The sequence below is a fragment of the Pandoraea capi genome, from assembly GCF_902459735.1.
Taxonomy (GTDB): domain Bacteria; phylum Pseudomonadota; class Gammaproteobacteria; order Burkholderiales; family Burkholderiaceae; genus Pandoraea; species Pandoraea capi.
The window spans coordinates 166,683-184,911 of sequence record NZ_CABPRV010000011.1 but is presented as its reverse complement, the minus strand read 5'-3'; the positions used below and the strand labels follow the sequence as shown (position 1 = coordinate 184,911).

Genomic DNA, 18,229 nt, shown 5'->3' with positions numbered 1-18,229 from the left:
CATGCCACTCATGAGCATCTTCGACGTCGCCGGCTCGGCCATGACTGCGCAGTCGCAGCGCATGAACGTGACGGCCAGCAACCTGGCCAACGCCGAATCGGTGACCGGCCCGGACGGCCAGCCGTACCGCGCCAAGCAGGTCGTGTTTCAGGTCAACCCGGTCACGGGCACCGACGTGGGCGGGGTGAAGGTCGCCGGCGTGGTCGACGACCCGTCACCGCTCAAGACCGTGTACGACCCGAAGAATCCGGCAGCGAATGCCCAGGGCTACGTCACCATGCCCAACGTGAATCCGGTGGAAGAGATGGTCAACATGATCTCCGCTTCCCGCTCCTACCAAGCCAACGTCGAAGCGCTGAACACGGCCAAGACGCTCATGCTCAAAACCCTCACGGTCGGCCAGTAAGGGGCCGCGCGGAGACCAGAAAGATGGCCAGCATCAATACGTCGAACACCGGCAACTTCTCGCAGAACTTCCTCGACTCGATCAACGGGACGGCGAACAGCAGCAGCTCGAATTCGTCGGCCGGCAGCGCAGACGATCTGCAAAACAGCTTCCTCAAGTTGCTCGTCGCCCAGATGAACAACCAGGATCCGCTCAACCCGATGGACAACTCGCAGGTGACGTCCCAGCTCGCGCAGATCAGCACGGTCTCGGGCATCACCCAGTTGAACACCACGCTCTCGTCGGTCACCTCGCAACTGAACTCGACGCAGAGCCTGCAAGCGGCGGCGCTGGTCGGCAAGGGCGTGCTGATTCCGGGCACCAACATCGGTGTGGGCAGCACCAAGGCCGACGACGGCACGGTCACGAAGACCGCCACGCCGTTCGGCTTCGAGCTGCCGAGCGACGCCGATACGGTCAAGATCGAGATCAAGGACAGCACCGGCAAGACCATCCGCACCGTGAACGCGGGCGCGCTGGACGCCGGCGTGCAGGCCCTGACGTGGGATGCCAAGGACGATGCCGGCGTGGATGTGGCCGACGGCAAGTACACGCTGAGCGTGACGGCAACGGCCAACGGCAAGGCCGTCACGCCGACGCTGCTCTCGTACGCCCAGGTGCAAAGCGTGGTGGCCAGCACGACCGGCTCGCCGCTGCTCAACGTGGGCACGGGCTCGAACATCAAGCTCTCCGACGTGCGCGAAATTTTGTAACCGACTCCATCACGACGTAAGTCTTTCACCGAACTCAACGATTGCGTTGCGACACCCGTCGTCGACAACCGAATTTCAGGAGTAACACATGGCCTTTTCGACCGGATTGAGCGGCCTGAACGCCGCTTCCAAGGACCTGGACGTCATCGGCAACAACGTTGCCAACGCGGCCACTGTCGGCTTCAAGCAGGGTCAGGCGCAATTCGCCGACATCTACGCGAACTCGCTGTTCGGCGCGGGGAACAACACCGTCGGTATCGGTACGCGTGTGGCAGCGATCGCGCAGCAATTCACGCAGGGCGACATCACGGTCACGAACCGTCAGCTCGACCTGGCGATCTCGGGTAACGGCTTCTTCCGCGTGTCGAACAACGGCACCATCGCCTACACGCGCAACGGCCAGTTCTCGCTCGACAAGAACGGCTTCATCGTCGATTCGAACGGCGATCACCTGACCGGTTATCTGGCCGGCCCGAACGGCATCATCAACAGCGTCTCGCCGGTCGATCTGCAAATCCCGACGGGCGATCTGGCCCCGACGGCCACCAAGAAGATCACAGGTCAGTTCAACCTCGACTCGCGTAGCGCCATCAACACCACGCCGTTCTCGATCACCGATCCGAACTCGTACACCAACGCCACGTCGCTCAAGGTCTACGACTCGCTGGGCAATTCGCACGACGTCAACCTGTACTTCAAGAAGACGAGCGTCGACGCCACGACCAACAACGCCACGTGGACCGTGTACGCCTCGGTCGACGGCACGACACAGGTTGGTGCCGGCCCGATCGGCACGCTGACGTTCAACTCGTCGGGTAGCCTGATCTCGCAGACGGACTCGACCGGCGCTACCGTGACCGGCCCGATCACCCTGCCGACGATCACCTACGGCAACGGCGCGGCACAGGGCAACCTGACGCTGAACCTCACGGGTACCACGCAGTTCGGTAACAGCTACACGCCGAACACGCTCACGCAGGACGGTTACTCGTCGGGTCGCCTGACCGGCTTCACGTTCAACGCCGACGGCACCATCGTCGGTACGTACTCGAACACGCAGTCGATGGTGCTTGGTCAGGTCGCGCTGGCGAACTTCAACAACGTGAACGGCCTGATCCCGCTGGGCAACAACCTCTGGTCGGAATCGGCTGCCTCGGGCATTCCGATCGTGGGCGTGCCGGGCGGCACGAACCTCGGCAAGCTTCAGGCGGGCGCCGTCGAAGCCTCGAACGTCGACCTGACGGCCGAACTGGTCCACATGATCACCGCGCAGCGCAACTATCAGGCGAACGCGCAGACGATCAAGACGGAAGACCAGTTGATGCAGACGATGGTCAACCTGTAAGACGGAGCGAGCGCGTATGCGTAACTTGCAGGAGGGGCGTCGATGGATCGTCTGATCTATGTGGCCATGACCGGTGCGAAGCAGGCGATGGAGCAGCAATCGACCACCGCCAACAATCTGGCGAACGTCTCGACGCCGGGCTTCCGCGCCCAGCTCTCGGCGTTTCGTCAGGCGCCGGTGCGCGCCGCCGACGGCTCGACGGGTACGCGCACGTTCGTTACGACGTCTACGCCGGGCACCGATTTCACGCCCGGCGCCATGCAGCAGACCGGTCGCGCGCTCGACGTGGCGATTCAGGGACAGGGCTGGCTGGCCGTGCGCGACGCGCAGGGCCGCGAAGCCTACACCCGTGGCGGCAACCTCGAAATGACGGCTGACGGCCAGATCACGTTGCACGGACTGCCGGTCATGACCGACGCCGGGCCTGCGGCGGTGCCGCCGGGCGCGTCGGTGACCGTGGGCACCGACGGCACGATCTCGGCGCTGGGGCAGGGCGACCCGCCCAACTCCATCGCCGTGATGGGGCAGTTGAAGCTGGTCAATCCGCCGGAAGGCAATCTGGTGCGCGGTGACGACGGGCTGTTCCGTCAGGCCAATAACGCACCGGCGCAGGTCGATCCGAATGTCGTGGTGGTCGCGGGCTCGATCGAGACCAGCAACGTCAATCCGGTGAGCGGTCTCGTGAACATGATTTCGCAGTCGCGGGCCTTCGAGATGCAGATGAAGATGCTGCAGACGGCCGATACCAACGAACAATCCGCCAACCAGTTGCTGAACTTCAGCTAACCGGCGTCGGATGCACAGGACTCGCCAGCGGCGAGAACGCGCACCGCCACCGTACACGGGGAGAAACATCCAATGATCCGTTCGCTCTACATCGCTGCCACCGGCATGAATGCCCAGCAGACGAACATGGACGTGATTTCGAACAACCTCGCCAACACCAGCACGAACGGCTTCAAGAAAGGCCGCGCGGTGTTCGAGGACCTGCTGTATCAGACGATCCGCCAGCCGGGCGCGCAGTCGTCGCAACAGACGCTGCTGCCGTCGGGCCTGCAACTGGGCACGGGTGTGCGTCCGGCCGCGACCGAGCGCATCTTCACGCAGGGCAACCTGACGTCGACGAACAACGCGAAGGACGTGGCCATCAACGGCGACGGCTTCTTCCAGGTGCTCATGCCGGACGGCACGACCGCCTACACGCGCGACGGCTCGTTCCAGGTCGACAACAACGGCCAGCTCGTGACGGCGTCGGGCTATCCGATTCAGCCGGCGATCACGATTCCCGCCAACGCGCTGTCGCTGACCATCGCGCGCGACGGTACGGTGTCGGTCACGCAGCCGGGCAACACGGCCAACGTGCAGATCGGTACGTTCCAGCTCGCCACGTTCATCAACAACGCCGGCCTGCAAAGCATGGGCGAGAACCTGTACGCCGAGACGGCGGCCTCGGGCGCGCCGAACGTGGCGCAACCGGGTACCAACGGCGCGGGCGTGCTCAACCAGAACTACGTCGAAACGTCGAACGTGAACGTGGTCGAAGAGCTCGTGAACATGATTTCCGCGCAGCGCGCCTACGAAATCAACTCGAAGGCCGTGACGGCATCCGACCAGATGCTGCAACGTCTGACGCAGATGTAAGCTGCGGCCCGGCATGCCGGGCCATTGCACCACCGCGTCATTGCGCCGCAAACGTAGTCAGTACTTGGGAATGAACGTCGATATGTCCGCACGAAAGACCGAAAAGCAACGCAGCGCAGGCCTCGCGCGGTTTCTTGCGCTCGTGGCCGCCACTGCGTTGACCGGTCTCGCGGGCTGCGCCTACGTGCCGCAGGAGCCGGTCGTCAACGGACCGACGACCACGCGTCCGCCGCCCCCGCCGGTGGCGGCCGATCCGGAAGGCTCGATCTACCGTCCGCTGTACTCGAACCGTCCGCTGTTCGAGGATCGCCGTCCGCGTAACGTGGGCGACATCCTCACGATCGTCATCAACGAAAACACGGCGGCGAGCAAGAACTCGGCGGCCAACACCACGCGCGCCGGCAGCGGCACGCTGACGCTGAACCAGACGCCCGGTGTGATCGGCGGCGTGCTCAACAATCAGGGGCTCGACGCCAGTGGCGCGAACAAGTTCGACGCCAAGGGCGCGGCCAACGCCAACAACGTGTTCTCCGGTCAGATCACCGTGACCGTGATGGAAGTGCTGTCCAACGGCAACCTTGCGGTCGCCGGGGAAAAGCAGATCGCCATCAACCAGGGCACGGAGTACATCAAGTTTTCGGGCATCGTCAGCCCGCAGACGATTTCGGGCGCGAATACCGTGCCTTCGACGCAGGTGGCCGATGCGCGCATCGAATACCGTGGCAAGGGCTACATCAACGAAGCCGAAACCATGGGCTGGCTGCAACGCTTCTTCCTTAACGTTTCGCCCTTCTGATGTCGATCATGCCGTTCCCGTCGCGCCGCGCGCCCAACCTTCGCCCTCTGCGTCAGTCGCGCCAATCGCTTGGCCGCAGCGTCTGCACGCTGGCCGTGGCGGCAGCCGTGAGCGTGGCCGGTGCAGCCGCCATGCTCGCACCCGGCGTGGCGCATGCCGAGCGTCTCAAGGAACTGGCGTCGATTCAGGGCGTGCGCGACAACCAGTTGATCGGCTACGGCCTCGTCGCCGGTCTCGACAACTCGGGCGACCAGACGACCCAGACGCCGTTCACGGTGCAGAGCATGACGAACATGCTCTCGCAGTTGGGGATTACCGTCGCGCCCGGCACCAACATGCAGTTGAAGAACGTGGCCGCCGTGATGGTGACGGCCACGTTGCCGGCATTCACGCGTCCCGGTCAGGCGATCGACGTGGTGGTCTCGTCGATGGGTAACGCCAAGAGCCTGCGCGGGGGCACGCTGCTGATGACGCCGCTCAAGGGCCCGGACGGGCAGGTCTACGCGCTGGCGCAAGGCAACCTGCTGATCGGCGGCGCGGGCGCATCGGCCAATGGGTCGAGCGTGACCATCAACCAACTGGCCTCGGGCCGGATTCCGAGCGGGGCCATCGTCGAGCGGGCCGTGCCGACCGCCATGGGCGGCCAGCCGGGCACCGTGCAGATGGAGCTCAACGCCACCGACTTCTCGACCGCGCAGCGCGTGGTCGATGCCGTGAACCGGCGCTTTGGCTACGGCACGGCGCAGGCGCTCGACGGCCGCGTGATCCTGTTGCGCACGCCGACCGATCCGTCGTCGCGCGTGCAATTCCTCGCGCAGCTCGAAAGTCTGGAAGTGCGCCCGGACAACACGGCCGCACGCGTCATCATCAACGCCCGTACCGGTTCGGTGGTGATGAACCAGAACGTGACGATCCAGCAATGCGCCGTGGCGCACGGCAACCTGTCGGTCGTCATCGATACCCAGAACAATGTGAGCCAGCCGGCGCCGTTCTCGGGCGGTCAGACGGTCGTGGCCCCGAATTCGCAAATCTCCGTCCAACAGGAGAGCAACGCGCTCAAGATGGTCAAAGCGGGCGCCAACCTCGCCGACGTCGTCAAGGCGCTGAACTCGCTGGGCGCGAGTCCGGCAGACCTGATGTCGATTCTGCAGGCCATGAAGGCCTCGGGCGCCCTGCGCGCCGATCTGGAGATCATCTGATATGGCCGACGGCAACCGCCTGACCGGTGCGGCAGGCAACAACCTGCCCGATCTGACGCAACGCGCAGCCTACGAAATGCAAGGGCTCACGGCCCTGCGTGCCGCTGCGCACCAGCAAACGCCGCAGGCCACGCAGCAGGCGGCCAAGCAGTTCGAGGCCGTCTTCACGCAGATGATGGTCAAGAGCATGCGCGACGCCACCATGTCCGGCGGCCTGCTCGGCAGCGATCAGGAAAAGATGTTCAACGGCATGCTCGACGATCAGCTCGCGCAGCAGTTGGCGTCGCACAAGGGCATCGGTCTGGCCGACCTCATGCTCAAGCAGCTTGCCAAGACGGGTACCACGCTGCCGCCGGCGGCCACGGGCCGTCAGCAGTCGCTGGCCGGTCGTGCCTACAACGCGGCGGATGCGATCGGCGTGGCCGACGGCGCCCCGGCAGCCGCCGGCGAGTTCGTCGACCGTATGGCCAGCGCGGCACAGAACGCCAGCGCGAACAGCGGTATTCCGGCGCGTTTCATGCTGAGTCAGGCGGCGCTGGAGTCCGGCTGGGGCAAGCGCGAGATCCGTCGTGCGGACGGTAGCACCAGCCATAACGTGTTCGGTATCAAGGCGGGCAAGAACTGGAACGGCCCGACCGTGGAAGTGGCGACGACCGAGTACGTGAACGGCCAGCCGCGCAAGGTCATGGCCAAGTTCCGCGCCTACGGCTCGTACGACGAGGCGTTCGCCGACTACGCCAACCTGATTTCGAACAACCCGCGTTACTCGTCGGTCGTGGCGAGCGCCAACGACGCCGCCAGCTTTGCCAACAATCTGCAACGGGCCGGCTACGCGACCGATCCGCAGTACGCCAACAAGCTGATGAAGGTCATGAAGCACTTCACCTGAGGGTGAGGCCGCGCCGGGTGGCGTGGGGGCAGGACTGGCGGGACCAGAAGGATCAACGGGATCTGCCGGGGATGGCGCGGGTTCCCGCCGGAAGCTGACGGAAAACGGGACGAAAACAAGCCAGGCGACGGCCTCAATTTTGTCGCCGGGCTGCCGTAAACACATCGGTAACGGTGCGCATCGGACTTTTTGCCGCAGGGCGCGCCCCCAACTCAAGCCGCGAGATCATGAGCCTAATCAATATTGGCATGAGCGGGCTGAACGCCGCCCAGTTCGCCCTCAGCACCACCGGCAACAACGTCGCCAACTCGGGCACGGCCGGCTATAACCGTCAGATCGTCGACTACTCTCAGGCGGCCAGCCAGTACGCCGGTGTCGGCTATCTGGGCTCGGGCGTGCTGGTCAACGACGTCTCGCGCGTGTATAGCCAGTTCCTGTCGAACCAGACGAACCAGGCGCAAACCCAGTACAGCCAGCTCAATACGTACTACCAGCAGATCTCGCAGATCAACAACGCGCTGGGCAGCTCGACGACCGGTCTTTCGGCCACGATGAGCCAGTTCTTCACGAACTTGCAGAACATCGTGTCGGCCCCGGCCAACTCGGCAACGCGCGCGACGGTCGTGTCGTCGGCACAGACGCTCGCCAGCATGTTCCAGTCGCTCTCGGGCACGCTGTCCACCCTGCGCAGCAGCACGAACGCCAGCATTGCCCAGTCGACCGACCAGATCAACGTCTACGCCAAGCAGATCGCCGAGCTCAACGACGCCATCGTGCAGGCGCAGGCCAATGGCGGCGGCGCCACGCCGAACGACCTGCTCGACCAGCGCGATCTGGCCGTCTCCCAGCTCAACGCCATCATCCAGACCAACGTGGTCAAGGCGCAAGACGGCACGTACAACGTCTATGTCGGTAACGGCCAGTCGCTCGTGACGGGCAATTCCGCGTACCAGCTCACGACGATGGCGTCGACCAACGACCCGTCGGAACTCACCATCGCGTACGTCACGCCCAGCGGCACGAAGGTGCCGGTGCCGGAATCGTCGATTACCGGCGGCTCGCTCGCCGGCCTGCTGTCGTTCCGCAGCGGCGCGCTGACGCAGGCCCAGAACTCGCTCGGCCAGATCGGCCTGTCGCTCGCCGGCACGTTCAACGCGCAGAACCAGTTGGGGCTCGACCTCTACGGCCAGCTCGGCGGCAATGTCTTTACCGTGCCGAACCCGACCATCGTCGCCAACGCGAATAACTCGAATAACGCCGTACTCAATTCGAAGATCACCGACGCGTCGAAGGTCACGGCCAGCGACTACACGGTGACGTACGACGGCACGAACTACACCATGACCCGCCAGACGGACGGCGCGAAGTGGACTGCACCGGCCCCCGCCACGCCGGGTGCTCCGCTGACCTTCACGGACAGCGGCGGCAAGACGTTCGACGACGGCTTCAACGTCACGGTCGGCAACATGGTGGCCGGCGACAGCTTCACCATCGAGCCGACGCGCAACGCCGCCGGCAACATCGGCGTGGCGATCACTGACCCGGGCAAGATTGCGCTGGCCGCACCGATTCTCGCGTCCACGCCGTCGACCAACACCGGTTCGCTCAAGACCGATCAGGGCACGGTCGATGCCAACTATCTGGCCGCACCGCTGACGTCGCCCGTCACGTTCACGTTCAGCAAGAACGCGACGACGGGAGCGATCACGCTGTTGGCGCCGTCGCCGATGACGGTGACCGTGAACGGCACCACGACGACCTACGCTGCGGGCGACACGGTGCCTTACGACGCCACGAGCGGCGCGAAGATCACGCTCGGCGGCATGACCGTGAACGTGAGCGGCACCCCGGCAGACGGCGACAAGCTGACCATTGCCCCGAACGCCTCGGGGGCGACGACGGACAACCGCAACGGGCTGGCGCTCTCGGCCCTGCAAAACGACAAGACCAAGGTCGGCGGCAAGGACAGCTACGCCAGCGCCTACGCCAATCTGGTCTCGTTTGTCGGTTCCACCACGAACACGTACAAGGCGACGAGCGCTGCGCAGCAAACGCTGCTCCAGCAGGCGCAGACCGCCCAGCAGTCCAATTCCGGCGTAAGCCTTGACGAAGAAGCCGCCAACCTGATCAAGTTCCAACAGCTCTATCAGGCCAACTCGAAGGTCATCCAGACCGCGTCGCAGCTGTTCGACACGATTCTGCAGATGGTCAACTAAGGCTGAGGAGACGACAAAATGCGCATCAGCACCAGCATGATTTTCGATCAGGGAGCGTCGGCCATGAGCCGCAACACTTCCGATCTGCTCAACACGCAGGCGCAGCTCTCGTCGGGCAAGCGCGTGACCACGCCGAGCGACGATCCGCTCGCGTCGGCGCAGGCCGTGGCCGTGTCGCAGGACAAGGACATGAACGCGCAGTACGCGACGAACCGCAATTCGGCGACGACGGCGTTCCAGCTCGAAGACCAGACCTTCGGCAGCATCGTCAACACGTTGCAGCACGTCATGTCGCAAGTCGTGGCGGCCGGTAGCGCCTCGCTCAACGACAACGATCGCTCGGCGATCGCGACCGATCTGCAATCGAGCTTCCAGCAGTTGCTCTCGCTCGCCAACACGACCGACGCGAACGGCCAGTACCTGTTCTCGGGCTTCATGGGCAACTCGGCGGCCTACGTCGCCACGCCGACCGGCGCGAGCTATGCGGGCGACACGGGTATCCGGTATGTCCAGGTCGGCCCGAACCGTCAGATCCCGATCAACGACATCGGCTCGAACATCTTCCAGGCGATCCAGCCGGCCACGGCGAGCACGGTGATCAGCGGCAGTCTGTCGAACACGGGCACGGCGACGTACACGCCGGTCTCGACGACCGACGTGACCAATGCGGGCGCCAACCATCAGTTCTCGATCAACTTCGCGATCGACAACACGACCACGCCGCCGACCACTAACTACACCGTCAAGGACCTGACGGACACGACCGTACCGGACGTCACGGGCGCGTACACGTCGGGCCAGCCGATCACGTTCGCCGGCAAATCGGTGACGTTCACGGGCGACCCCGGCAACGGCGACACCTTCAAGGTGGATCCGCCGGGCAAGTCCAGCACGAACGTGTTTGACAACCTGCAAGCCCTGATCAACACGCTCAAGACGCCGATCAGCGCGCAGGGTCCGTCGGGCTCGGCCAACATGACGAACGCGCTGACCACGTTCAACCAGATGTTCAGCAACAGCTACGACAACGTGACGACGGTGCGCACGACGGTCGGCTCGCGCATGAACGAGGTGTCGACGCTCAACGACATCGGCAGCGCCAACGATCTGGCGTACACGTCGCAGTTGCAGGATCTGCTCGACGTGGACATCATCTCGGCGACGAGCCAGTTCGCGCAGCAGCAGGCGTCGCTGCAAGCCTCGCAGCAGACCTTCATTCAGACGCAGAAGCTGTCGCTGTTCAGCCTGCTCTGATCCAGCTGCTGCAATGATGGACAGGCCACCCGCGCGGGTGGCCGGAATGTCGACGAAGCCCACAGCATTGTCTGTGGGCTTTGTGCATTCTTGAGGCCTATGAAAGATCTAGGCGATTCCGGTTGCCGTCTTCCCCGCGCAATCAATCGCTTGAGCGTTGAGCAGGCCTTCGCTCGCCGATAGGTCGAAGACGTGGCCATCATTGGATAGGCTGATTCTTAAATAAGCAAAATTGTTTAAATAAACTCCCTTGAAATAAACATTTTTGCTTATCATTGTCGAATGTTGATCGGACAGGGGAGGTAGTGAAACAGAGCGAATTCAAGCGTTGGCTAGTTGGGCAGGGGGCCACCTTTGTAGAAGGCGATCGCCATACGAAGGTCTACCTGAACGGCAAGCAAACAACCCTGCCGAGGCACCCCAGCAAGGAACTGAAAGAGGGCACCCGGCAGGCGATTCTGAAGCAATTGAACTTGAAATGAGGGGAGGCCCCGGAAGGGGCCTTCCCTCCGCTCGCCGCCGCCCCCCGCACATGGAGAGAAAAATGTTGAGATATCCGGTAACGCTCACTCCCGACAAGGACGATGGTGGTTTCGTCGTGACATTCGTCGATATTCCGGAAGCCATCACGCAAGGAGATACGCGTGAGGACGCGCTAGCGGAAGCCGCCGATGCACTGGCTACGGCGATGGATTTTTATTTCGAAGACAAACGCCCTGTGCCAGCACCTTCAAAGGCGCGGCGGGGGCAAGACCTGATTGAGCTATCGGCCAGTCTGTCGGCCAAAGTGTTGCTGTTGAACGAAATGCTTTCTCAGGGCGTAACGCCGTCCGAACTGGCTCGACGTTTGCATACACGCCCGCAAGACGTGAATCGCATCATGGACATTTCACACGTGACCAAAATCGACACCATCGCCTCGGCGCTTGCCGCGCTCGGCAAACGACTGGAATTGTCGGTCGCGAGTGCCTAACCGCCGATGCGCCGATGCGCGTCGAGGGAAAGGCGGGAATCGTGAAAGCCCCGCCGCTCAGGGCTTGGGTACGAACGCGGCGGTCGCGCGGATCATCATGTCGATGCCGATGGCGTTGAAGTGGTCCATCACGGGCGCAATGCGCGGCATCATCAGTTCGAGCACCACCAGACCCACGCCCAGCGTGAGCGGGAAGCCCACCGCGAAGATGTTCAGCTGCGGTGCGGCACGGTTCAGAATGCCCAGCGCCAGATTGCAGATCAGCAGCGCCGCGACGAGCGGCAGCGAGAGCATCAGCGCCAGGGTGAACAACTGGCCCCCCAACATCGCGAGGTAATGCCAGCCGCCGACCGACAACGGTGTGCTCGAGATCGGCAACACGTCGAAACTCTGGACCAGCGTCGCGTACATCACCAGATGCCCGTTGGTCGCGAGGAACACGAGCATGATGACCACGTTGAGCAACATGCCGAGCACGGCAGTGCTGCCGTCGGCGTTGGGGTTGAGCAGCGTGGCGAAGGACAACCCCATTTGCAGGCCGACGAAGTCGCCCGCCATGCTCACGGCAGAGAACACGATCTGCATGCACCAGCCGAGCGCCGCACCGATGATCATCTGCTGGACGAGAATCCACAGACCTTCCCACGAGAACGGCGAGACGGCCGGCGCAGGGCCGATCACCGGCGCCAGCGTGAGCGCGACGATGCCCGCCAGACCGATCTTGACCGTACCCGGCACCCGCGAGTCGCCGAACAGCGGCGCTGTCAAGGACAGCGCCAGCAGACGCACGAACGGGAAGAGGAACGTCGCGATGACGCCCGAGAGCTGGTCGTAAGTGAAGCTGATCAAGGCCGGACGGCTTACCCGACGAGGCCGGGAATGCCGGTGAGCAACTGGCGCATGTAGTCGACCATCAGGTTGAGCATCCACGGCCCGGCAATCACGAGCGTGATGAACACGGCGAGCAGCTTGGGAATGAACGACAGCGTCATTTCGTTGATCTGCGTGGCCGCCTGAAACAGGCTCACGAGCAGACCGGAGACGAGCGCGACGATCAGCAGCGGGGCCGCGAGCAGCAGACACACCTGCATGGCCTGATGGGCCAGCGCCATGACGGTTTCCGGAGTCATCTCGGTGGCCTCCCCGCTACATCGTGAAGCTCTGGGCCAGCGAGCCCAGCAGCAATTGCCAGCCGTCGACCACCACGAACAGCATCAGCTTGAACGGCAGCGACACGGTGGAGGGCGAGACCATCATCATCCCCATGGCCATCAGCACGCTGGCGACCACCAGATCGATGATCAGGAACGGGATGAAGATCGTGAAGCCGATCTGGAATGCCGTCTTGAGCTCGCTCGTGGCGAAGGCGGGCACGAGAATGCGCATCGGCACGTCCTCGGGACCGTTCATCGGCGGGGTCTTGGCAAGCTTGGCGAAGAGCGCGAGGTCCGCTTCGCGGGTCTGCTTGAGCATGAACGAATGGAACGGCTTGGCGCCGGTGTCGATCGCCTGCTCGAAGCTGATCTTGTTCGCGGCGAACGGCTGATAGGCGTTCGTGTAGACCTGATCGAAGACCGGCGACATGACGAAGAACGTCAGGAACAGCGCCAGTCCGATGAGGATCTGGTTCGGCGGCGAGGTTGTCACGCCGATGGCATGGCGCAGCAACGAGAGCACGATGATGATGCGCGTGAAGGCCGTCATCATCAGCAACATCGCGGGCAGGAAGCCCAGCGACGTGAGCAGCAGCATCGTCTGCACGGACAGCGAATACGTCTGTCCGCCGCCGGGGGCCGGTGTCGTGGTGAACGCCGGCAAGGTGGCCTGCGCGAACGCCGTGCCCGGCCATGCCAGACAGAGCACGCAGGCGAGGCAAACGAGACCGAGGAGCGCCAGACCGGGCAGACCTGACGCGAGCCGGGATCGACCCGAAGCCCGGTCGGGCGTGCCCCGATGGGACGGCGTCGCAGCGTGCGCCGCGGCCCAGCCAGCCATTTGCCCCAACGACATGCCGCGCGACATCAGGTGTCCTTCTTCATGGATTCGCGCAGTTTTTGCGCAAAGGCTTGCGCGGCGCGATTGGCCTGAGCCCCCGGATGGGCGACAGCGGGGGCGGCGGGCAGATCGGCGACGCGATCGGCGTCGATGACGTGCAGGCTGCGGACCTGTCCCGGCGCCACGCCGAGCACGACCCAGTCGCCCGCGACTTCCACGACCACCACGCGCTCGCGCTGTCCCACGGCGGCGCTACCTACGATACGTACGTTGCCGCCACCCAGCGGTCGTTGCAGCCCGAAGCGTTTGGCCAGCCAGGCCAGCCCGAACAGCAGTGCGAGCACGAGCACGAGACCGAAGCCCGTCTGTACGATGCCTGCGCCGCCAAGGCTCGGTACGGCCGCCGCCTGCGAGGCGGCACCCTGAGCGTGGGCGCTGGAGACGAACAGACCGCCGAAGCCGGCGAAGACCGCGCCGGCGATCAGACGGGCCGGGCAGATGGGAGAGGGCAGGCGCCGCGCCATGGCTTGAACGGCGTGGACGGCGTGAACGACGGTACGGGCGGACGCCGCCGTCGTGGCGGTGCTTGCCGCAGCACGCCGCACGGGCTTGCCGCGGACTTTCGTTGCAATCATCGGTTGAGCTTACGGATGCGTTCGGATGGCGTGATGATATCAGTCAGGCGGATGCCGAACTTGTCGTTCACGACCACCACTTCGCCCTGGGCGATGAGGCATCCGTTGACCAGCACGTCCATCGGCTCGCCGGCCATGCCGTCGAGCTCCACCACCGAACCCTGTGCCAGTTGCAGCAGGTTCTTGATGGCGATCTTGGTGCGGCCCAGCTCCACGGTCATCTGGACCGGGATGTCGAGGATCAGATCGATGTCGTTGTGTGTCGCCGTTGCAGGGTTACCCGCAGTGGCGGCCAGCGGCTGGAACACGGGGGCGGCAGCCGGTTGGGGGGCTGCGGCGGGCTGCGGCTCGGCAGCGGTCTGCTCCGCCATGGCACTGGCCCACTCGTCCGCCATGGCCTGGGCGTCGTCACCGGGCGTTTGAGGGGTATCGCTCATCACTCGTTGTCCTTCGTGTAATCGCTGTGCGAATGGTTGATCATCTGGTTCACGCGCAGCGCGTATTGACCATTGAAGACGCCGTAATTGCAGTGCATCACGGGCACGCCGTCGACCTTGGCTTCAAGCACCTCTGGTACGTCGAGCGGAATCACGTCGCCCACGCGCATGTTGAGCAACTGCGAGAGCGTCATGTCGATCTGGGCCAGATTCGTCACGATCTCCACATCGGCGGCCTGCACCTGTTGCGAGAGCAGACGCACCCAGCGCTTGTCGACTTCGAGCGTCTCGCCTTGCAGCGGGCTCGAGAGCTGATCGCGCAGCGGCTCAATCATCGAGTAGGGCATGCAGATGTGGAATTCGCCGCCGGCCGAGCCGAACTCGATGTCGAACGTGGTCGTGACCACGACCTCGTTGGGCGTGGCGACGTTGGCGAACTGCGTGTGCATTTCGGCGCGCACGTACTCGAATTCGACCGGGTGCACCGGCTTCCACGAGGCACCGTAGTTCTCGAACACCAGATCGAGCAGGCGCGCGATGATGCGCTGCTCGGTCTGCGTGAAGTCGCGCCCTTCGACGCGCGTATGGAACCGGCCGTCGCCGCCGAACAGGTTGTCCACCACGAGGAACACGAGGTTCGGATCGAACACGAACAGTGCCGTGCCGCGCAGCGGTTTGATGTGGACCAGATTGAGGTTGGTCGGGACAGGCAGGTTGCGAATGAACTCGCTGTACTTCTGCACGCGCACCGGGCTCACCGAGATTTCGGCGCTACGGCGCATGAAGTTGAACAGCGCAATGCGGAACAGTCGCGAGAAGCGGTCGTTGATGATTTCGAGCGTGGGCATGCGCCCGCGCACGATGCGCTCTTGCGTCGCGATGTTGTATGGCCTGATGCCGGAATGATCTTCCGACTCCGACCGGTCATCCTGTTCGCCGGTGACACCCTTCAGAAGGGCATCGACTTCTTCCTGCGACAGGAACTCCTCATGCGCCATGAATCACTCACTGAATTACGAACGCGGTGAACAGGACGTCGCCCACGGCTTGCTGCGGCATGTTGGCGGCAAACGGCTGCGCGACCAACGTACGAATCTCGCTAGCCAGACGGCGCTTGCCATCGATCGTCGCCAGATCCTGCGGCTGCTTCGACGACAGCAACAACAACACGCGGCTACGCACTTCGGGCATGTGCTGCGTGATGCGGGCTTGCGTTTCGGCGTCGGCTACCTTGAGCGACAGGCCGATGTGCAGATAACGTTCCCCGTCGTCGCCCTGGAGATTCACCGTGAACGGATCCATGCTCACAAAGACGGGCGGTGGGGGCGGCGGCGGTGCTTTTGCCGTTTCGTGACGTCCGGTCAGCAAATACACGGCCGTTGCCGCGCCGGCCGCTGCCATCAGCGCAACCGCCACGATCAACAGAATCCATTTGCGCATGCCCCCTCCGGAGGGAGCCGCGGCTTGCGTCGGTGCGGGATTTGCCATGTATTCGCCTGCTATTGGGTAATGATTGTCGGCCAACCCGCCAGGGGGTGATCGGCCGAAAAGAAGGGACAATCGCGTCTAACTCGCGTCTTTGTCTTAACGGCAGAAAAACCCGCTTGCTTTAGGGCAGCGTGATGCGCTGCGTCACGCGGTCGCGGCCTGTCGGGGCCGACGGCACGGACGTACAACCTCACGGATGCCGGTACTTGTGCCTGTTTTCGGGACGCATGGACGCCGTGCCGTGCGAAGCGACGTCGGTAACGTCGGAGATACGTCGGTGACGTCGCCGTCACCGGTATCCCGGACAGGCTTACGCGAACGTGTCGACGAAACCGTTGCTGGCGCGCACCGGCACGCTCACCGTCGTGGCGATCGGGCCGTCGTCGGTCTGGCCGAAGCCCGACGTGCCACGGCCATTTCCGCCATTGCCGCCATTCCCGTTGCCGTTACCGTTCGCGCTTTGCTGAGCGAAGGCCTGTTGCTGCGAGCTGTCGCTGCTCACGGTCGCATTGCCCAGCGCGATGCCGTTGTTGGCAAGGCTGTCGCGCAGTTGCGGCAACGCGGCTTGCACGGCGTCGCGCACGGCGGCGTGCTGGGAGACGAACATCGCCTGCGCCGAGTCGTTCGCCACGTTCAGCACCACGTGCAGCGGGCCGAGATCCGGCGGGTTGAGGCTCAGTTGCGCCGTCTGGGCGTGTGCGCTGGAGAGCCACACGACCTGTTGCGAGAGCTGGTTGTTCCAGTCCTGCGTGCCGACGCGTGCGTTCAGAGCGAGCGCGGCGGGCAAATTGGCCTGTGCTTGCAGTTGCGGCTGGGCGTCGACGGCAGGGGTTGCGGCCTGCGCGGCCTGAGCCGCTGCCTGCGTTGCGGCGGTCGCGGCTTGTGTCGCGCTGTCGCGGTTGCCTTGCGCCTGTGCGAGGGCATCGGCCATGCGTTGGGCCGTCTGCGCGTCGGTGCTGACCAGCGGGGCGGCCTTGGCGTCCGTGGCAGCCGGATGCGCGGTGGTCGCGGTTTGTGCGGACGTGGCGTTCTTCGCCAGCGTGTCGAGCGAGATACCGCCCGTCGGGCTGTTCGTGGCGGCCGCGGGCGTGACCGTGCCCTTCACGGGCGCAGCGGGCGCGGCTGCCGTGGTCGTTGCCTTGGCGTCGGTATCGGTGCCTGCCGGCGGCTGGCCCGTCAACTGCGCAGCGCCTGCGGCCTGCATCGCACCGGTCACGGCGGCGGTGATGGCCGCGCCCGTGCCGGGCTTGCCGTCGGTGACGGTCGCGTCCGTGGTTGTCGTCGCAGCGACGGGTGTCGTGACTTGCAGCGGTGCGTTGTTCATTGCGGCGAGCGCAACGGCCAGTGCAGCGGCCGGATCGCCCGGGGCGGCGGCCTGTGCGTCGTCTTCGTCGTCCTTGCCGTCATCGGTATTCGACTTCGACGGTTTGTTCGAAGCGGTCGTTTGGCCCGATTGCGCCGTCTGGCCAGCCTGGGTGTTCGACGCGTTATCCGTCGATTTGGTGCTGGTGTTTGCGGCGTCGGACGCATTCGTCTGATTGGCCTGCGCAGCGTTGTTGTTCGTACTGGCGGCGCTCGGCTGAACGCTCTGACGCGTCTGTTGCGAGAGCACCGTGGCGAACGGCAATGCGCTGGCGTCGTCGCTGTTCGACGATCCGGCGCGATTGTTACCGCTCACGGCCTGTCTGGCTGCGCCAGCGGCATCGGTCAGGAAGCTCAGAATCGACATAGTGGGCTCACCTATTCCTTCAAATCGGGGATTCGGCACGACGGCGCAGGCTGCGCGCGGCGTACTCGTCGTTTTCCTTCTGCTCGCGGCGCGCCACACGCAACGCGGTGCGGGCTTCTTCGCGCGAAGCGAGCGTGCCAAAGGAGTTCAGGCGGCGCTGCTGCGCCTGCCATTCGCGGCGCGCGGCCGCCAGACGCTCTTCCGCCTGCTGGAGCAGCATGGCCTGCTGTCCGATGGCGGTATCGAGCGTATCGATGAATTGCTGGAAGTTGCGCCAGTCGCAGCCCGCCATGCCCTGAATCGTCGCCGTCTGCATGCGCGTGCGGTATTCGTGACGATACTGACGCAGCGCTTCGAGCTGACGCTCGACCTCGGCGCGTTGCGTCTGACGCTCGCCAAGCAGGCGCGCAGCTTCGTCCACGTCCTTCTGGGCGAGTTCGATGAGCAACTTGAGGGGCAGGGTGGAATTCATGG

The 18,229-nt window shown here is 64.3% G+C and carries 21 protein-coding genes; 12 read left to right on the top strand and 9 right to left on the bottom strand.

Translation table 11 applies throughout. The features are described 5' to 3' along the window. The first annotated feature begins 1 nt into the window (after nt 1). The 12 genes from flgC to PCA20602_RS20855 all read left to right on the top strand — a co-directional run bounded on the left by flgC (nt 2) and on the right by PCA20602_RS20855 (nt 11,471). Complete coding sequence (flgC, locus tag PCA20602_RS20910; protein ID WP_150722825.1) at nt 2-406, top strand: flagellar basal body rod protein FlgC; 405 nt, start codon at nt 2-4, stop codon at nt 404-406. A gap of 23 nt (nt 407-429) precedes the next feature. Then, nucleotides 430-1,158 (top strand): flagellar hook assembly protein FlgD, encoded by a 729-nt coding sequence (flgD, locus tag PCA20602_RS20905; RefSeq protein ID WP_150722824.1) that lies wholly within the window; start codon nt 430-432, stop codon nt 1,156-1,158. A gap of 88 nt (nt 1,159-1,246) precedes the next feature. Continuing rightward, the gene (gene flgE / locus PCA20602_RS20900) at nt 1,247-2,503 is read left to right on the top strand and encodes a flagellar hook protein FlgE (protein ID WP_150722823.1); all 1,257 of its coding nucleotides are present in this window, start codon (nt 1,247-1,249) and stop codon (nt 2,501-2,503) included. Nucleotides 2,504-2,545: 42 nt separating this feature from the next. After that, the gene (locus PCA20602_RS20895) at nt 2,546-3,289 is read left to right on the top strand and encodes a flagellar basal body rod protein FlgF (RefSeq protein ID WP_069344492.1); all 744 of its coding nucleotides are present in this window, start codon (nt 2,546-2,548) and stop codon (nt 3,287-3,289) included. 72 nt (nt 3,290-3,361) lie between these two features. Continuing rightward, complete coding sequence (gene flgG, locus PCA20602_RS20890) at nt 3,362-4,144, top strand: flagellar basal-body rod protein FlgG (RefSeq protein ID WP_069344493.1); 783 nt, start codon at nt 3,362-3,364, stop codon at nt 4,142-4,144. A gap of 82 nt (nt 4,145-4,226) precedes the next feature. Next, entirely contained in the window at nt 4,227-4,940 is a 714-nt protein-coding gene (locus PCA20602_RS20885; protein WP_246182266.1) for a flagellar basal body L-ring protein FlgH, read from the top strand. Then, entirely contained in the window at nt 4,940-6,139 is a 1,200-nt protein-coding gene (locus PCA20602_RS20880; RefSeq protein ID WP_150722821.1) for a flagellar basal body P-ring protein FlgI, read from the top strand. The genes PCA20602_RS20885 and PCA20602_RS20880 overlap by 1 nt, the downstream gene beginning before the upstream one ends. A 1-nt stretch (nt 6,140) precedes the next feature. Beyond that, complete coding sequence (gene flgJ / locus PCA20602_RS20875; RefSeq protein WP_069344495.1) at nt 6,141-7,028, top strand: flagellar assembly peptidoglycan hydrolase FlgJ; 888 nt, start codon at nt 6,141-6,143, stop codon at nt 7,026-7,028. A gap of 227 nt (nt 7,029-7,255) precedes the next feature. Next, nucleotides 7,256-9,244, top strand: a complete 1,989-nt coding sequence (gene flgK / locus PCA20602_RS20870) for a flagellar hook-associated protein FlgK (protein ID WP_150722820.1) — start codon at nt 7,256-7,258, stop codon at nt 9,242-9,244. 18 nt (nt 9,245-9,262) lie between these two features. Continuing rightward, nucleotides 9,263-10,498, top strand: a complete 1,236-nt coding sequence (gene flgL / locus PCA20602_RS20865; protein ID WP_150722819.1) for a flagellar hook-associated protein FlgL — start codon at nt 9,263-9,265, stop codon at nt 10,496-10,498. Between the two features lie 305 nt (nt 10,499-10,803). Further along, the gene (locus PCA20602_RS20860; protein WP_150722818.1) at nt 10,804-10,980 is read left to right on the top strand and encodes a type II toxin-antitoxin system HicA family toxin; all 177 of its coding nucleotides are present in this window, start codon (nt 10,804-10,806) and stop codon (nt 10,978-10,980) included. Between the two features lie 62 nt (nt 10,981-11,042). Next, nucleotides 11,043-11,471: a type II toxin-antitoxin system HicB family antitoxin gene (locus tag PCA20602_RS20855; RefSeq protein ID WP_150722817.1), complete on the top strand. Its 429-nt coding sequence runs from the start codon at nt 11,043-11,045 to the stop codon at nt 11,469-11,471. Between the two features lie 57 nt (nt 11,472-11,528). Here PCA20602_RS20855 and fliR read toward each other — a convergent pair whose 3' ends face one another. The 9 genes from fliR to fliJ all read right to left on the bottom strand — a co-directional run bounded on the left by fliR (nt 11,529) and on the right by fliJ (nt 18,227). Continuing rightward, the gene (gene fliR / locus PCA20602_RS20850) at nt 11,529-12,320 is read right to left on the bottom strand and encodes a flagellar biosynthetic protein FliR (protein ID WP_150722816.1); all 792 of its coding nucleotides are present in this window, start codon (nt 12,318-12,320) and stop codon (nt 11,529-11,531) included. 11 nt (nt 12,321-12,331) lie between these two features. Beyond that, nucleotides 12,332-12,601 (bottom strand): flagellar biosynthesis protein FliQ, encoded by a 270-nt coding sequence (gene fliQ / locus PCA20602_RS20845; RefSeq protein ID WP_069344499.1) that lies wholly within the window; start codon nt 12,599-12,601, stop codon nt 12,332-12,334. A gap of 16 nt (nt 12,602-12,617) precedes the next feature. After that, a complete protein-coding gene (fliP, locus tag PCA20602_RS20840; protein WP_425495693.1) occupies nt 12,618-13,493 on the bottom strand; it encodes a flagellar type III secretion system pore protein FliP in 876 nt (291 codons plus the stop codon). Then, nucleotides 13,493-14,101: a flagellar biosynthetic protein FliO gene (fliO, locus tag PCA20602_RS20835; protein ID WP_246182265.1), complete on the bottom strand. Its 609-nt coding sequence runs from the start codon at nt 14,099-14,101 to the stop codon at nt 13,493-13,495. The genes fliP and fliO overlap by 1 nt, the downstream gene beginning before the upstream one ends. Further along, nucleotides 14,098-14,538 carry a flagellar motor switch protein FliN gene (gene fliN, locus PCA20602_RS20830; protein ID WP_083254245.1) on the bottom strand — a complete coding sequence of 147 codons (441 nt, stop codon included), beginning with the start codon at nt 14,536-14,538 and terminating at the stop codon, nt 14,098-14,100. The genes fliO and fliN overlap by 4 nt, the downstream gene beginning before the upstream one ends. Next, entirely contained in the window at nt 14,538-15,536 is a 999-nt protein-coding gene (gene fliM / locus PCA20602_RS20825; protein ID WP_069344501.1) for a flagellar motor switch protein FliM, read from the bottom strand. Before fliM ends, fliN begins: the two co-directional genes overlap by 1 nt. 7 nt (nt 15,537-15,543) lie before the next feature. Beyond that, the gene (gene fliL, locus PCA20602_RS20820) at nt 15,544-15,978 is read right to left on the bottom strand and encodes a flagellar basal body-associated protein FliL (RefSeq protein WP_240493695.1); all 435 of its coding nucleotides are present in this window, start codon (nt 15,976-15,978) and stop codon (nt 15,544-15,546) included. Nucleotides 15,979-16,336: 358 nt separating this feature from the next. Next, the gene (locus PCA20602_RS20815; RefSeq protein WP_150722815.1) at nt 16,337-17,755 is read right to left on the bottom strand and encodes a flagellar hook-length control protein FliK; all 1,419 of its coding nucleotides are present in this window, start codon (nt 17,753-17,755) and stop codon (nt 16,337-16,339) included. 19 nt (nt 17,756-17,774) lie between these two features. After that, nucleotides 17,775-18,227: a flagellar export protein FliJ gene (fliJ, locus tag PCA20602_RS20810; protein WP_069344504.1), complete on the bottom strand. Its 453-nt coding sequence runs from the start codon at nt 18,225-18,227 to the stop codon at nt 17,775-17,777. Nucleotides 18,228-18,229: the final 2 nt, after the last annotated feature.

What these genes read in the sequence shown, in the direction of transcription:
- PCA20602_RS20815 (WP_150722815.1), bottom strand. Translation starts at nt 17,755, where the DNA reads ATGTCGATTCTGAGCTTCCTGACCGATGCCGCTGGCGCAGCCAGACAG.
- fliP (WP_425495693.1), bottom strand. Translation starts at nt 13,493, where the DNA reads ATGTCGCGCGGCATGTCGTTGGGGCAAATGGCTGGCTGGGCCGCGGCG.
- PCA20602_RS20880 (WP_150722821.1), top strand. Translation starts at nt 4,940, where the DNA reads ATGTCGATCATGCCGTTCCCGTCGCGCCGCGCGCCCAACCTTCGCCCT.
- fliJ (WP_069344504.1), bottom strand. Translation starts at nt 18,227, where the DNA reads ATGAATTCCACCCTGCCCCTCAAGTTGCTCATCGAACTCGCCCAGAAG.
- fliN (WP_083254245.1), bottom strand. Translation starts at nt 14,538, where the DNA reads ATGAGCGATACCCCTCAAACGCCCGGTGACGACGCCCAGGCCATGGCG.
- flgC (WP_150722825.1), top strand. Translation starts at nt 2, where the DNA reads ATGCCACTCATGAGCATCTTCGACGTCGCCGGCTCGGCCATGACTGCG.
- fliM (WP_069344501.1), bottom strand. Translation starts at nt 15,536, where the DNA reads ATGGCGCATGAGGAGTTCCTGTCGCAGGAAGAAGTCGATGCCCTTCTG.
- PCA20602_RS20855 (WP_150722817.1), top strand. Translation starts at nt 11,043, where the DNA reads ATGTTGAGATATCCGGTAACGCTCACTCCCGACAAGGACGATGGTGGT.
- PCA20602_RS20885 (WP_246182266.1), top strand. Translation starts at nt 4,227, where the DNA reads ATGTCCGCACGAAAGACCGAAAAGCAACGCAGCGCAGGCCTCGCGCGG.
- fliQ (WP_069344499.1), bottom strand. Translation starts at nt 12,601, where the DNA reads ATGACTCCGGAAACCGTCATGGCGCTGGCCCATCAGGCCATGCAGGTG.
- PCA20602_RS20895 (WP_069344492.1), top strand. Translation starts at nt 2,546, where the DNA reads ATGGATCGTCTGATCTATGTGGCCATGACCGGTGCGAAGCAGGCGATG.
- flgE (WP_150722823.1), top strand. Translation starts at nt 1,247, where the DNA reads ATGGCCTTTTCGACCGGATTGAGCGGCCTGAACGCCGCTTCCAAGGAC.
- flgL (WP_150722819.1), top strand. Translation starts at nt 9,263, where the DNA reads ATGCGCATCAGCACCAGCATGATTTTCGATCAGGGAGCGTCGGCCATG.
- fliL (WP_240493695.1), bottom strand. Translation starts at nt 15,978, where the DNA reads ATGCGCAAATGGATTCTGTTGATCGTGGCGGTTGCGCTGATGGCAGCG.
- flgJ (WP_069344495.1), top strand. Translation starts at nt 6,141, where the DNA reads ATGGCCGACGGCAACCGCCTGACCGGTGCGGCAGGCAACAACCTGCCC.
- flgK (WP_150722820.1), top strand. Translation starts at nt 7,256, where the DNA reads ATGAGCCTAATCAATATTGGCATGAGCGGGCTGAACGCCGCCCAGTTC.
- flgD (WP_150722824.1), top strand. Translation starts at nt 430, where the DNA reads ATGGCCAGCATCAATACGTCGAACACCGGCAACTTCTCGCAGAACTTC.
- flgG (WP_069344493.1), top strand. Translation starts at nt 3,362, where the DNA reads ATGATCCGTTCGCTCTACATCGCTGCCACCGGCATGAATGCCCAGCAG.
- fliO (WP_246182265.1), bottom strand. Translation starts at nt 14,101, where the DNA reads ATGATTGCAACGAAAGTCCGCGGCAAGCCCGTGCGGCGTGCTGCGGCA.